At 38.0% G+C, this 13,654-nt stretch carries 15 protein-coding genes; 1 reads left to right on the plus strand and 14 read right to left on the minus strand.

The features are described 5' to 3' along the window. Window positions 1-320 precede the first annotated feature (320 nt). The 10 genes from IW492_RS13010 to IW492_RS13050 form a co-directional block, all read right to left on the minus strand. Complete coding sequence (locus tag IW492_RS13010) at window positions 321-470, minus strand: hypothetical protein (RefSeq protein ID WP_202068073.1); 150 nt, start codon at window positions 468-470, stop codon at window positions 321-323. Window positions 471-491: 21 nt separating this feature from the next. Beyond that, window positions 492-626, minus strand: coding sequence for a hypothetical protein (locus tag IW492_RS18425; protein ID WP_269160940.1), 135 nt, complete (start codon window positions 624-626; stop codon window positions 492-494). A 256-nt stretch (window positions 627-882) separates the two neighbouring features. Beyond that, on the minus strand, window positions 883-1,983 hold the full coding sequence (locus IW492_RS13015; RefSeq protein WP_202068074.1) for an ABC transporter permease: 1,101 nt from the start codon (window positions 1,981-1,983) through the stop codon (window positions 883-885). A 1-nt stretch (window position 1,984) separates the two neighbouring features. After that, window positions 1,985-2,677: an ABC transporter ATP-binding protein gene (locus tag IW492_RS13020; protein WP_202068075.1), complete on the minus strand. Its 693-nt coding sequence runs from the start codon at window positions 2,675-2,677 to the stop codon at window positions 1,985-1,987. Between the two features lie 880 nt (window positions 2,678-3,557). Next, window positions 3,558-3,689, minus strand: a complete 132-nt coding sequence (locus tag IW492_RS18120; protein ID WP_229442317.1) for a hypothetical protein — start codon at window positions 3,687-3,689, stop codon at window positions 3,558-3,560. Between the two features lie 303 nt (window positions 3,690-3,992). Then, window positions 3,993-4,991 (minus strand): S16 family serine protease, encoded by a 999-nt coding sequence (locus tag IW492_RS13030; protein ID WP_202068077.1) that lies wholly within the window; start codon window positions 4,989-4,991, stop codon window positions 3,993-3,995. A gap of 10 nt (window positions 4,992-5,001) precedes the next feature. Then, window positions 5,002-5,640 (minus strand): GTP pyrophosphokinase, encoded by a 639-nt coding sequence (locus IW492_RS13035; RefSeq protein WP_202068078.1) that lies wholly within the window; start codon window positions 5,638-5,640, stop codon window positions 5,002-5,004. A gap of 101 nt (window positions 5,641-5,741) precedes the next feature. Further along, window positions 5,742-6,947, minus strand: a complete 1,206-nt coding sequence (locus IW492_RS13040) for a hypothetical protein (protein ID WP_202068079.1) — start codon at window positions 6,945-6,947, stop codon at window positions 5,742-5,744. A gap of 21 nt (window positions 6,948-6,968) precedes the next feature. After that, window positions 6,969-7,808: a YitT family protein gene (locus IW492_RS13045; protein WP_202068131.1), complete on the minus strand. Its 840-nt coding sequence runs from the start codon at window positions 7,806-7,808 to the stop codon at window positions 6,969-6,971. Between the two features lie 2 nt (window positions 7,809-7,810). After that, on the minus strand, window positions 7,811-8,935 hold the full coding sequence (locus tag IW492_RS13050) for a M20/M25/M40 family metallo-hydrolase (RefSeq protein ID WP_202068080.1): 1,125 nt from the start codon (window positions 8,933-8,935) through the stop codon (window positions 7,811-7,813). 511 nt (window positions 8,936-9,446) lie between these two features. On the opposite strand from IW492_RS13050, the gene IW492_RS13055 reads away from it, so the two are divergent. Beyond that, complete coding sequence (locus IW492_RS13055; protein ID WP_202068081.1) at window positions 9,447-10,253, plus strand: hypothetical protein; 807 nt, start codon at window positions 9,447-9,449, stop codon at window positions 10,251-10,253. A 312-nt stretch (window positions 10,254-10,565) separates the two neighbouring features. On the opposite strand, the gene IW492_RS13060 is transcribed toward IW492_RS13055, so the two are convergent. The 4 genes from IW492_RS13060 to IW492_RS13075 form a co-directional block, all read right to left on the minus strand. Continuing rightward, window positions 10,566-11,447, minus strand: coding sequence for an alpha/beta fold hydrolase (locus IW492_RS13060; protein WP_202068082.1), 882 nt, complete (start codon window positions 11,445-11,447; stop codon window positions 10,566-10,568). Between the two features lie 413 nt (window positions 11,448-11,860). Continuing rightward, entirely contained in the window at window positions 11,861-12,043 is a 183-nt protein-coding gene (locus IW492_RS18725; RefSeq protein WP_324254794.1) for a hypothetical protein, read from the minus strand. Between the two features lie 354 nt (window positions 12,044-12,397). Continuing rightward, window positions 12,398-12,706, minus strand: a complete 309-nt coding sequence (gene rhaM, locus IW492_RS13070; RefSeq protein ID WP_330928067.1) for an L-rhamnose mutarotase — start codon at window positions 12,704-12,706, stop codon at window positions 12,398-12,400. Between the two features lie 94 nt (window positions 12,707-12,800). After that, window positions 12,801-13,643, minus strand: coding sequence for a sugar phosphate isomerase/epimerase family protein (locus tag IW492_RS13075; RefSeq protein ID WP_202068083.1), 843 nt, complete (start codon window positions 13,641-13,643; stop codon window positions 12,801-12,803). Between the last annotated feature and the right edge of the window lie 11 nt (window positions 13,644-13,654).

Consider the following 13,654-nt stretch of genomic DNA (forward strand, 5'->3'; position numbering starts at 1 on the left):
GAGTCGTGAGTAATTGTGGTGCTAGCGGGAGACCTTTCTTCAGTGGGCCTTTCAGGCTCTGGCCGGTAATAGAGGCTTTCAGCCGCAGAGCAAACCTCCAGTTCACACTGGAGGTTTTGATTTCAGAGTAAAATAACCTATCGTTCTCTGTTAAGATTAAGTCACTACACAAAAAAACAGAAGGGAACGACAGACCATATCTCGTGATATCAAAAAAATACTCAAATTTAACTATTTTAAACATTCATCAAGAACAATACCAGGGGGCTCAAACAACTGTCAAGCAGGAACTTAGCGGACAATCGGTACATCTCGGTTCGTTACGGCAGAAAGCTTTTGATTCTTCTGTATTTTTTCTCCAAAGTCATTTTGCGGGTTTCATTAGCTGGAGAGATTTTTTGATCTTCTTTATCATGTGCAACACGTTGTGTTGGGGAAATAATAATCTGAACATTCAGGACTTTCTTCAAGTAGTCTTTTCCATAGTCAATTTAGCTTTTAAACAAAGGACAGGCAGCAATCTGTCGATTTGACGAAACACAAATAGTAAAAGCAAAAGCATCTTCAATTAGTTCATGTCCGATGTAAGTCGTATGGTCGTCCAATAGCTTTATCAATTCGTCCAAGATCATTCTCTCCGGTACTGTTTTATTACTCTATGTTCACCGCCTTTGAGCAAGAAAGTCAACTCACTTTGGAAAAAACCGCGTTTATTCTGCCACAAAAAATAGCATTACTTTCTAAAAGCAGATAAGTGTCGGCTTATTTAGCTTGTCAAAAAATGATCAGTTTTTCAAATGGTCCTGCTTATTTTCGATTTTTTCTATTTCTCAATAACCTGCTGAATTCCTTACTTTGATGACATTGCAGTCCCAATCTTCACTAAAAAACCCAACGTTTTCTTTTTAAAACAAAATAGGAAACAAGTAGTATAGCTAAGCAATAGCTCAAAATAATACCTGCTGAAAATGGAAAGGAAATCGTTGTTCCTATAGGCTCTGTATATCCTGAGCCGCCAACTACAATGTTGGGAAAATTAACGTGAGAAGTAATCAGAAAATCATTTTTAAATGGTGAAAATTCAGCGCCCAAAATCAAAAAGAACAGCATTGACATATTTACAGCACTATTCCCTGTGAACAGCGAAATCAGAAAGCTTAGGCAAGAAAAGAAGAGCAACCACAAGCTAAACAAAACGAAAATGCGTAATAAATACACAGAAAGTGTGATAAGTTCGGCTTCACCATTGTTAGTAATAATCCCAACTGGATAATCCAGTGAACCTGTTCCTTCAAAAGCGCTAAAGATTAGGAAGACAATAACGAAAAGGAACAGTGTCCCTAAAAAAGTATATATGAATCCTGATGCTATTTTGATGAACATCTTCTTTAAAGGAGAAACAGGGAGTACATTATAAAATGAAATCGTGTACTTCCTTTTTTCTAAAGTCATTATTCCTGAAATGATCAAACCAATAAATATAAAGAAAAAAGTATAAGGGAGACCGTATGATACCGTCATATGCAGATAATTCAGACCAGGCATTTTCGTTTTATTGTAGTCAACTTGTGTAATCTGATTTTCAATTAAAAAGTGTAACTCTTTCACTGTCTTCTCTTGTTCCACTAACGGCCTTCCGTATAATTTGCCTGAAAGTGTATCCTCCAAATTTTTCATTTCTAATTCATATTCTGTTTTTACTAATGCTTCCTTATCCCCCTGCTCTATCGCCTCAAGCATTGATTCTAAACGATGATTCACTTCCTTTAAATCTTTAACAAGAGTACTTGCTTCCGGGGTATCTGCTAATTGATTGATATTCTCCTTATTTTGTTTCAGCACGCTTTTAAGCTGAACAGCTTGAAATTGGTCATTCAAAGTATCTCTTGAAAAAACTGGTGATAATAACATCAAAAAGAAGAGCGCCAGAAGAAAATAAAAACTCTTTTCTTTTAATATTTTTCTAATTTCAAAAATGAACATGCTACAAGCGCCCCTTTCCTTGAAAAATAAGCTTGTATTCTTCTTCGAGATGAGTTAGTTGTTTCACTACACGAGCAATCTTTTTATTTTTCATAAAAACAACTCTCGAACAGGTTCTTTCCAAGTTAAATAAATCGTGTGAGGAAAGAAGAATAATTTTATTTTCTTCACTCAGTCTTTTTAAGCAGTTATTGACGATTTCCACACTAGTTGGGTCTAAACCATTAAGCGGTTCATCAAATAGCAAAACAGTTGCATTACTAGCTAGATACATGCCAATCAATAGATGCTGCTTCATACCTAGTGACAGCTTTTTAACGGGTTTATCTGCATAGTCTGTCATTTGTAACAAGGTCAAAATTTTGTCAACCTCATCTTTCCCTTTCCAGATATGGTTTACATAATTTAAATGTTCTCTTGCTGTTAAATTTTCATATAAATTGTCTACACCTTCAATAAAGAATATATTGCCCAGATACATTTTTCGGTTTGTTTCCAAATCAAAATGGGAGAGTACGATTCGCCCTTGTTCAATTGGCAATAATGTACCGATGGTTTTAAATAAGGTGGTTTTACCAGTACCATTAGGTGCAACGACACCCAGTACTTCACCAGAAGTCACTTGAAGACATAAATGTTCAATAATTTTCTCTTTTCCAATTTTCACCGTAAGATTCTCAATAATCAACTCCATAAAATACCTCCATTTTGTACTATTTCATTAAAAAAATTATTAACAATTAGACATTTTTTTGTTATTGTACTATAAAAGAGTTCAAAAAAATGTTTAGAAAGAATTTTTTATGAAAAAGTTATCACATCATTTTGTTTATTCGTTATCAGCTTTTCTTGTTTTAGTCTAGGTCTATATTCTGCTTCAGCTGCAGAAACGAATGAGACAGCAATATCAAACCATTTAGAGGGAAATGACGCACTAACAGAAATACTTGGTAATTTTGAGCCAAAAACACGAGCCTACGTAGAATCCGTACCTAACATTGCTGATCAGATCTTGTACAATGGGAGAGATTGGTCTTCATTACTAAACATTCAATGGCGATCTTTAAGCTTTAGAAATGGCTATACCAGGTCATTTTATGAAAGAAAGGCTTCCTCCTATGTATTTCCTAACCATAGAAGATACCACTGGGCATTTACGTATCAAACCTATTAAAATCATCTTATAAATTCATAAAACCAGTGAACGAAATTTTTACTAGAAATTTTATTCACTGGTTTTATCCTTGATGTTGCGTTAAACTATTCACTATCCAAAAACAAAAAAAATCCTTTATAATGAATCTCGGATGACTTATCCTAGTGCTCTGACCAAATTATATTAAGAGATCGTTCATAAATGATATTCAATGATAGAAAATTTTAACTTGTATGCTTTAACAACAAGAACGAGCAGCCTCAAAAGCAACTGGGGAATTACCAGCTGTTTCTATAATTTTTACAGCTAGTTTGACTCCAGTTAGGGATGAAATCGGCGTTTTTTGCCGAGTTGCTCCCGTGCTGTCTGCACATTTCTTGGGTTAGAAGCATCATTTAATTTTAAGGTGGTCAACATACTAGACCGATATATAGGAGGGAACCAGTTCCTGAGTCAACCAACAGGCAGAAAGATTTTCTTTGGCTAACTGCTGGATTTTCCGACTACTGAAGACACTGCGGGTGTAAGCGAATAAAAGTAATTTCAACATAGCGTTCAGGTCATACTCTCTGGGTCTGCCAAACAGATAAGGTTCAGAAATTTGGAGAGCTTCAACGAGGTCGTTAATGAACCCTGCGGTATTATTTTTTGATGGAACATAAAAAGTGAATAGTTCCAAAGTAAGTTGATTGCATGTTAGAATCAGTATGCATTTGTTTTAGTCCTTTCTAGGTAGAGTACAGGGACAATCTGTACTCTTTTATTTTACCTAAAAACACCAATGAACCCTATTCAGGTATTTCATTGGTGTTTTTCTATGGACTTATTGTATAGACTCGTTTGCGTATTGGGCTTACTGAGTTTCTTTTAAATAACTGATGATATCCTGCAGATTATTTACCGGAACGATTTCCATATCCGACTGCAAAAAATCTCTTGTTCTCACTGCTTCAGCATAATTTGACTCCGAGGTCACATCAAGGTCTGCCCAGTCAGGAACAAAGAAGATTTCAGCCCTTGCGGAGTGAGAAGCCGCTACTTTTTGTGAAATCCCGCCAACCTGACCTATTAGTCCTGATTCTTCAATCGTGCCAGTTCCGGCAATCGTTCGGCCTTGCAGCAAGTCCTGACCGGTAAGCTGCTGATAGATACTCAATGTAAGCATTGCTCCTGCCGAAGGTCCGCCAAAGCCTTTTGAATCAATCATAACTGATGGTGTTTTTTCCTCGATAGCCAGCACAGCACTTAACAAATACCCTTCCAGCTCTGTTTTTTCCACAGTTAAATCTACTGTTTCTCCATTTCTGATAACAGTTAGCTTGGTCTCTCCCGCGCGAAGCAGTTCTGGTAGAGCAGAGAGTATTTCCTGCGAAAACGGTTCATCATTCACCGCTGTCAAAATATCATTGACTCGTAAATCATCTAAGCTTGAAGCCTCCCGATTGACTGCCATAATCCTTATGCCTACAGCTTTCAGTTCATTTTCAATCTGAGCTGCCCGATAAGCTTCAACGATCGCTTTTTGCTGAGAGTTCGCCATAAAGGCTCGTTGGATATCCTGGTTATCTCTCCCCATGATCCCCTGATTCGTGTAATCTGTTTTCACATCCGAATAATAAGAGACCAGAGCTGCCAGATAGCTGGCTAACGTCGCTTGACGTCGTCTGACTGTAGTGACAAAGGCCTTCCCTTCTGTCGTTTCCGGTGTATTTGCTACAGAAACCATCTGAACGGCATCTCCCAAAGGTCCAGGTTTCAGTATATATCGGTTGGGCAATTTAAAAAAGAAGATAAAATAAACAGCAGCCAAGCCGATAATAGTGATGATTATGTATTTTTTATTTATTTTCATGTTACACCTCTTATCCTGATAAAGACGAATGATTAAACAATGTGATTCTATCTCTTAAATGCAGCATCTCTTTATCCAGCAAGTGTGCCGTCTCTGAACAATGCTTCAGCTCTTGAATCAGCGTCATGTCTTTGTATTCATTTTTATATTTTAATTCATGCTCAAGATTTGCCCAGAAATCCATTGCTGCAGTACGAATTTGAACCTCCACATTCACCTTTTTTTTCATTGTAGATAAAAATACAGGGATCTGCACAATCAAATGAAGACTTCTGTAGCCATTTTCTTTGGGACATTGAATATAGTTTTTTTCCTTCACAAGAACTACATCATCCTGTCCTAAAAACATCTCTCTAATTCTGTAAACATCATCAATGTAGGAACAAATAATTCGAACACCAGCTCCATCAAAAATTCCGTTTAAAATACTGTCAGTTGTCACAGGCAGCTTCTTTTTTCGGCATTTTTCAAAAATCGAACTGCTGCTTTTTACTCTGGAGCTTATTCGCTGTATCGCCGTATGTTCATTCTTCAAAGACAACTCGGCAAGTAATATATTAAACTTCGTTTCGCATTCCTTCATCGCGCACTCAAAAAAAAATTGAGCATTGCGAATTTCCATTTGACAATGTGAAAGTGACTGATTCATCGTTTCCATCCCTTCTACCTAACAACTCATACTTTTTGCCGGAAAGGCAGGGAGAGCTGCAACTATCAGCTCTCACCGCATACTATTTTTCGGTTATTCAGTTAACCAAGCATCAGTCCGACAATCAATCCTCCTGTAAGTACAGAGGTGACTGTAATCGTTGAGAATCCTGCCGTTACCATGATCGGAAGTAAATTTTGCTCAATTACAGCAATCTCCTCTTCTGATTCACCTACTGCTGCTGCAGCTTCTTTCGTTAAGACCATTGTTCCCGGAAAACCAAAGAGTGTCGTCATCCCAACAGCGATAGACAATGGTCCTGAATAGCCGACCGCTTTTCCAAGGAAATAAGAGATTAGGAAAATTACCAGGACTCCTGCTGCCAGATAGAAAGCAATAGGTCCAACCAGATTAAGAAGATCAGCTGGAACAATATCCGCCAAAGGTCCAAAGGCAATAACCATTATTGAAACCATCATCAAACCAAAAGCATCTGTTGATGACAATGCATTGGGCTTCAGTATTTTAAAGTGTCTCAAGATAATACCTAGGAGCAAAGCAATCACGAAGGTATTAATATTTCCATTCGTCAAATCGCTTAAAAGCCTGGCTACATAAACGGTAGCTCCTAAAATGAATAACGTACCATAGGCAGTCTGAAGAAATTCCGGAAGAATACTTGTGCTTTGTTCTTTTGTATTTTCCTTCACTTCATTTTCATAGAACGTCAGGTTTCCTTTACGATACTCTCCCTGCACCCGTGTAGCTTCTTTCTTTAAAATATTTGCAGTTACTAAAAATCCGACCAGATTCTTTAGATTGAGAATCAGCAGAGGGAAAACCGCTAAAAGGTATCCCGACAGCAGACCTAAATCTCCTCCAGCGCTCATAATCTCTGTAACTTTTTCCTGAACCATCAGAATGGACAACGTTCCGCCGGTAATCGCTGCTGTTCCGGCAACTGCAATATTCCGGTCAAAGATTAATTCTCCAATAAAAATCAACACCAGAGACATAACCACTACAGTAATTGAACCGATCACAAAAGTTCGCCACTGCGCCTTCAAATCTTCAAAGCTCATCATTGTTCCAAGGTGAACAATAATTACGCCCACTACCGCACTCCCCAACCCCAGCAGTCCGGATTGTTGGATCAGATCATGAGGCAGCAAGTCTGCAGCAAATCCGATTAGAAAAATCATGGATGCTACAAGCATCATTGAAATCAATGCTTTTGTTTTCGACGAAACCAGTTCCCCCACTGTCCAAATTAACATAACAATTGTAAAAGCCAATATTGGTTCCATTTTTATTTCCTCCTTTTTCTCCTACTGGATTGGATGATACGTAAAGCCCAATCCATGTACTTCAGCAACATTGTAAGTAATCACAAAGCTGTCCGGATCAATTTGATCAATCACTCTTTTTACTCGAGGATATTCCTGATCTGCAACAACCATCAAAATCATTTCTCTGCCTTCATCATCTTTTCCGCCTCGAATATCAAAAATCGTCAACCCACGGTTCATCTCATGCTGAAGTTGTGTTCTCATATCTCCTGCATGAGACTGACTGATAATCATGATAGCTTTTCTTCGTTTTAAGCCAGTTTCAATATAGGTCATAACAACTGATGTAATTCCTATAGACAGAATGGCAAAAAGAAACTCCTCAAATCCAAAAACATAAAGACTCATAAAGACAATTACCACATCCGTTAAGAATAGACCCATAGATGTATTTAAACCGAAATATTTTTCAAAAATCAGTGGCGGGATTGTCGTTCCTCCGCTGGATGCCTGTATTTTGTATAAAAGAGCTACACCTACTGCAAAAATGATGCTTCCAAATATCACTGATAATAAACGGTCCGTTGTCAGCATAATCTCAGGAACAACACGTAAAAATAGCGGAAATAATATACTGCCGAACAACGTATTCCAAAAAACTTTTTTTCCAAGAAAAATTGCAGCAAGTATCAGCAATACCACATTAAATGACAGAACCACCCATGCTCTATTGATTCCAAGCATGTATTCAAGCAAAATCCCAATACCGCTCACCCCGCCGGCCGCAATATGATGCGGCCCCAGAAACATGTTGATGCTGATTGCCAGCAGCAAAACTGCTGCAGCAATCTTTAAAATTTGTGTTCCCTGCTTTTTCATTGTCACACCCCTGTTCTCTCCGGTGACTGCTTAGCCAGCTCCATGACCAGCAAAACTGCCTTTTCCATTTCTGCTACCGGAATATATTCATCCGTTGTATGGATTTTTTCATAACCTATCGAAAGGTTGACCACACGCTTTCCTTTCTCATTGAAAACATTGGCGTCACTTCCTCCTCCGCTTGTTTCTCTGATCACTTCATAACCAAGCGCTTCACCTGCTGACAAAAGCAGCTGCATAACCTTTTCGTCATTATCAACATCAAATCCTGTCGCCATTTTCTTTATGGTGATCTCCACTGTTCCACCATGAAGGGAGGCTGCCTGTTCAAACGCTGCAGTCATTTCAGCAATCAGCTCCTCTGCTTTTTCAGGATCGATTGCACGAACTTCTCCTTTTACCAGAAGCGAGTCCATCACAATATTCGTGGCTTCGCCCCCCTGGATAACTCCTATGTTGGCAGTTGTCCGCTCGTCAATTCTGCCCATTTTTATTTTCTTTAATGCATCTGACAAAATTGCCACAGCTGAAACACCCTTTTCAGGCTCAAGTCCCGCATGTGCGGCCTTTCCGGTTATTACAGCGTCATACATATAAAGTGTCGGACTGGCAACTGTTACTCGTCCTACAGAACCTCCGCTGTCAAGTACATAGCCGATTTGGGATTTTATTAAATCCATATTCAGCGCAGAAGAGCCGATCAAGCCGATTTCTTCACCCGGAGACAGGACAAATTCCAAATCACCAGTTTTAATTCCTTCTTCTTTAATCCGCTGAATTGCTTCCAGCATAATCGCAATTCCAGCCTTGTCATCTGCTCCAAGAATTGTCTCTCCTTTAGAATAGAGAACGCCGTCTTTCTCGATCATCTCGATACCATTTCCCGGTGTCACTGTATCCGTGTGTGAAGAAAACATCAGCGGTTCTTTCCCGACAGCTCCTTTAAGTGTGGCAATCATATTATTTGCACCTAAGCCTGTTGATTCCATACTCTCATCCTCTGTAACTGTCATTCCAAAGGAGACAAATTTTTCCTTCAAAAATTCATGAACCTTTGCTTCATTTCCTGAAACCGAATCAATTGTTACCAACTCTTCAAACGTCCTTACCAATCTTGATGTACTCATTTTAATCACTCCCATTATTTTGTGTTTTTTAAAAGGGATATTAGCCAACCCTTTCTTCAAGATAAACTATAACAAACAAATGATTCATCCTGAGATCAACTTTTTCATACAGGACTGAAAAAAAGTAAATTTTCTTTTCCTTTTTGAGTCTGATGAAAAATGACAGAGAATTCCGTAATTCTCTGTTGTTAAGTTGAGTATATCCTTATGTAAAAATCTGGTCAAAGATTCAGATTTTGTTATTTAAAAAAAATATCCTGTTTTTACAGTAAAAACTTTTTTCCATCTTGTTCCCCATCTGACTATTCCCTTATCAGCTATTGATTTTCCTGATATTTTTTTAAGTAAGAAAAACAAAGCTGTTGTAAAATAATTTTTCGTGAAAACTCCAAAACTTCATCCAAAGTTATTCGGACCAGACCTTTTTTACCAGCCGTGGTACACTTATAAAGTTAGGAACCGGAATAACCGTTTTGTTTGTATTCAGAAAAACGATGGGAGATGAAGGATATTGAAAAGAGACCGGCAACAGCTTTTTTTTATCTTGTTACTGTTTGTTTTATTTGCGTTAACCAATCTTTTATTATTGTTCTTTGGTGAATCCCCTCGAGGCATTTTGCTTAATCTGATTTCCGGTCTAGCCTTTACACCAGTAGAGGTTTATGCCACTGTTTTTTTTCTGGAAGGCTTTTTACGAAAGCGGGAGGAAAAGATAGAAGAGTTACGGGAAGATACAGACTATTTTTCCATCGCTAAAGAAGAACAGGTACAGCTCATCTGGACAATTAAATATTGCTTGCTGGAAAACTTTTCAACAAACACTTATGAAGATGTTGATGCAGCATTTTACAACTTATATGCCCATCGGAAAACCGCACTTTCCGCTCAATTCTGGGAGAGCACACTGTTGGCCGAGCATTTAACTCCTTCAATGAAATCATACAATTTGGAACTCCTCGGAAAGAATCTCTCTCATCTTTCCGCTCTGGAGCTTTCAACAGAAATCGGCAACTATATGCGAAAGGAGATTACTGATTTTTATGCGATTTACTTAAAATTTATTCCTTTGGATATTTTTAAAGAGCTTCACGGTATCTATAAATCCGTTGAGGTCAGTATTTTATTCAGCGACAACGCCTATCTTCTCCAAACTAAACAAGAGCTTATAGAAAAACAAAAGATGAAAGAGCTGACTTCGGAAGAATACGAAAAACTGGCACAAATTTCTCAAACCTTACTGGCAGATATTTACCGACATATGCAGAATATTTCTGCAATGACGATGGAACACTATACTAAGCTGGCAAATGATGAGTAAAAGTAAGCCAAAGAAAAGCAAAACGTTACGTGAACAGAAAATGCAGCTTGAAACAAAAGAACTGCCCCCAAAATATGCTGGGAGGCAGTTCTTTTCAACTATTGAAATTTGGTCATCCGTTTATAATTTAATTGTCCACGCCATTCTTTTCACATAACAATTGAAGCTTGTAGATAACACATACTAAGATATAGCAAAACCATTTTTCCATTACCATCCATGAATAGGTAACTAAACCCAAATTACCTGCTTCCACTAATTAAACATGGCGGCTACTATCCAATTTTCCGGTTTGTATATTCATTCATATTTTTATTTGATTTCCAAAAATAAATCTGCCTCTTTTAAAATCTGCTGCATTCCTTCCATACTTGGAATGTGTCCACTCCTTTCAATTATTTTTGCACTTAAATTAGAGTTTTTACTATTATTCACGAAGGATTTAACCATCATCGTTGAAGTTACACTATCAGTATCTCCTTGTAAAATACGGTATGGTACCTGCATATTCTTTAACTCTTCAGTTAAATTTACATTCATTAAATCTGTCAATAACCCTCTATTTCTCATACTTCTGTTTATAATTGCAGCTCTTGCATCTTTCAATGTATAATCCGGACTGTTTAAAATTCCTAATAATAATTTACTTAATGACATCTTTTCCCCTTCTTTTGAAAGATATCCGTCTGTATATTTTCGAATCCACCCCATAACTTTCTCTAAATCTTCTATTGTTTTTGGTTCTTTTTCCCACATTGACTTTAATTGTCGCTTTTTCTTCTCAGACATTTTAGCATTCAGTAACGTACCAAATGTTTCCTCATTAAATGCCAGTTCCTTTAGCACCTGCCCGTATATAAGTACTTTATCCACTAAATGCGGGGCTTTTTCAGCTGCTTTAGCTGCCAGAATAGACCCCCAGGATATACCAAAAAGAGTAATCTGATTTTCAGGGAATTTCTTTTTGACCTTTGTAACTAAATCTATAGTCATATTTACAAAATTGTTAATCTTAAAATTTTTGTCTAACCTGCAATTGTTAATCCCGCATCCCAACTGATCCCAATATACCATTATAAATTTATCTGTAAATTCTGGAAACATCCCCCGGCTTCCCGCACAAAAAGGAAAAGGTACTCCAGGCCCGCCATGTAAAAAAATCACAACTGGATTTGTCGCCTTCTTTCCCTCCATCAATATCTTCTGTCTGTGCCCTGCCAAGGAATATATCGCTATTTCTGATATTTCATTGTTCTGTATTATTTTTTTTCTCTTTTTATTCATCTTGATCACCTTACTTTTCTTTGATAGTTTTTGTATTCTTTTGAACAAAGCTCTTTAACATTCTTCACTGGCGATTTAACTATCTAAACCATTTAGTAATTAGATGCCTCATTACCATAATTATCTATTTAATCATTAATTTTAAGGCTCTGATATGAAGTTGTTGGATGCTGTTATATCGTTTTTAATAAGCAGCCTAATGTGTTGACCGATCAAAATCTAAGTTATGCGCCAATATAAATGAACAGCTGCTCCTATTAGGAGATGAATTCTTCACATTCAAAGATTGTCATACGCATACAGCCATCTCTTCGTAACAGAAGTCAATCAGTTAACAAAATATGAATTCTCTTAATTTTCTGAACAATCAGCGGATGTTCTTCTCTCAGCAGTTTTTCCAAGTACTCAAATAGTTGTTTATGATTTTCAATCTCGTAAAATTCACGAATACTTTTGCTTTTACCATGAAGGAGTCCTTCTAAAATGACAGAAATTGTCTGAGGCAAAGAAATCGTATTTCCCTTCTAGCACACTGGGATGCATATGCCATTCGAACAAGAACATCATCCAAATAATCTTGTGAGCGATTCGGACTTCATCCTATCTTTTTCAAGTCATTACTGTTCTTAATTATACAACAATCTATTTATCAAAACAGAGATTAAGCGAGATACTGATTCAGATTTATAACCCAAGCAGGCTTTTCACCGTCAAAACAGCCGTATCCATTCATTCGGATACGGCTGATCTTCCAATATACATTATGCACGTTTAAACTTTTTCTATATACCCCGATCATGGTTGGCTGCTTTACTCCCTGAGTTGATATCTTTCTTTTCTGCCGCAGTATACACTAGTGTCTACAGCTCAAATACCTTTATCAAATCAGCAGCAACTGGCGAATGATCTTCATTCGTTTCCATAATATCCGCCATATATTCCCACCATTTTTGATTAATCTCTGCAGCAGCTGTTTCCCGCCAACGTTGTTCATCTTCTATTTCCAGATAAGCAAACAACTGGCTGGTTTCCTTTTCTAAAAAAATGGAGTAGCTGGTTGCCCCGTGTTCATTAAGCATCCGGCGCATCTCCGGCCAGAGTTGGGCGTGCCGTTGTTCATATTCCTGGTGTTTATCAGGGTAGACCTGCATAACAAACGCTTTTTTCACCTTTCAACTGCTCCTCTCCTGTATTATCTCTTTATCTATGAGACTGGTTATTTCTTCTCCACTTCCCAATACTCTATAAAACAAACTTACCATTTTATAAGATGCCCTGTCTCCTTTCGTTAATCAGCTTTAGTCCTCTGGCTGCTCCATCATCTTTAGTCTCCTCCAGAACAACATAGGAAAGTGGGCGGTACTTTTCAATGATTTCAAGAATTGCCAGATAGTTGATCCGGCCTTCTCCAAGATTTACAGGGACAATTCGATCCTTTTGAATTTCAAAATCCTTCAAGTGGACAGCAACAATTTTTTCGCCAAAGCTTTCAAAGGCTTCCTTAACAATCCCAACTTGCTCCTGATCGTTGCCGCTGTGAATCAAATTGGTAGGATCTAAAATAATACCCAGATAATCAGATTTAACAGCCGTCAAAAGCTGTTTCACCCGCTCAACGGAATACAGCGGATGATTTAGCCCAGGTTCAATCCCAACCATCATCTGATACTTCTCACCAGTCTCAACCAGACGTTTAATGACGGAAACCAGATCTTCAAAGGCTTCTTCAGTAAAGTTTTTTTCAGTATAGTATATCTCCGGCAGGACACAGCCGGTTTCAGATGCAACCATTGAAGCACCAAAATAGTGTGCATACTTCAGATATGCTTCAAAGCGCTGCAGCAGGCTCTCTCTTTGAACAGGATCAGGATGAATCATGTTGATGTAACAACTTAGAAGTCCCACCTCAACTCCCTTCTCGGCCAGCTTGCGTTTTATGAACCTACCCATTCCGGGATTCAATTTATCTGCTCCAGACCATTCCGGAAAAGAGATTCCCAGTGCCAGCTGTAGAGAATAAATGCCCTGAGCTGCTGCTTGTTCTGCCATTTCTTCAATCGTGTTGCATGTTGTCAGATCATGTCCGCGAATCGCATAATTTAACATGTCTTTCCCTC

Source organism: Enterococcus sp. BWB1-3 (assembly GCF_016745275.1).
In the GTDB taxonomy this organism is placed as follows: domain Bacteria; phylum Bacillota; class Bacilli; order Lactobacillales; family Enterococcaceae; genus Enterococcus_L.

What these genes read in the sequence shown, in the direction of transcription:
- IW492_RS13050 (WP_202068080.1), bottom strand. Translation starts at nt 8,935, where the DNA reads ATGAGTACATCAAGATTGGTAAGGACGTTTGAAGAGTTGGTAACAATT.
- IW492_RS18120 (WP_229442317.1), bottom strand. Translation starts at nt 3,689, where the DNA reads ATGTTGAAATTACTTTTATTCGCTTACACCCGCAGTGTCTTCAGTAGT.
- IW492_RS13020 (WP_202068075.1), bottom strand. Translation starts at nt 2,677, where the DNA reads ATGGAGTTGATTATTGAGAATCTTACGGTGAAAATTGGAAAAGAGAAA.
- IW492_RS13030 (WP_202068077.1), bottom strand. Translation starts at nt 4,991, where the DNA reads ATGAAAATAAATAAAAAATACATAATCATCACTATTATCGGCTTGGCT.
- IW492_RS13035 (WP_202068078.1), bottom strand. Translation starts at nt 5,640, where the DNA reads ATGAATCAGTCACTTTCACATTGTCAAATGGAAATTCGCAATGCTCAA.
- IW492_RS13015 (WP_202068074.1), bottom strand. Translation starts at nt 1,983, where the DNA reads ATGTTCATTTTTGAAATTAGAAAAATATTAAAAGAAAAGAGTTTTTAT.
- IW492_RS13060 (WP_202068082.1), bottom strand. Translation starts at nt 11,447, where the DNA reads ATGGAGGGAAAGAAGGCGACAAATCCAGTTGTGATTTTTTTACATGGC.
- IW492_RS13075 (WP_202068083.1), bottom strand. Translation starts at nt 13,643, where the DNA reads ATGTTAAATTATGCGATTCGCGGACATGATCTGACAACATGCAACACG.
- IW492_RS13040 (WP_202068079.1), bottom strand. Translation starts at nt 6,947, where the DNA reads ATGGAACCAATATTGGCTTTTACAATTGTTATGTTAATTTGGACAGTG.
- IW492_RS13045 (WP_202068131.1), bottom strand. Translation starts at nt 7,808, where the DNA reads ATGAAAAAGCAGGGAACACAAATTTTAAAGATTGCTGCAGCAGTTTTG.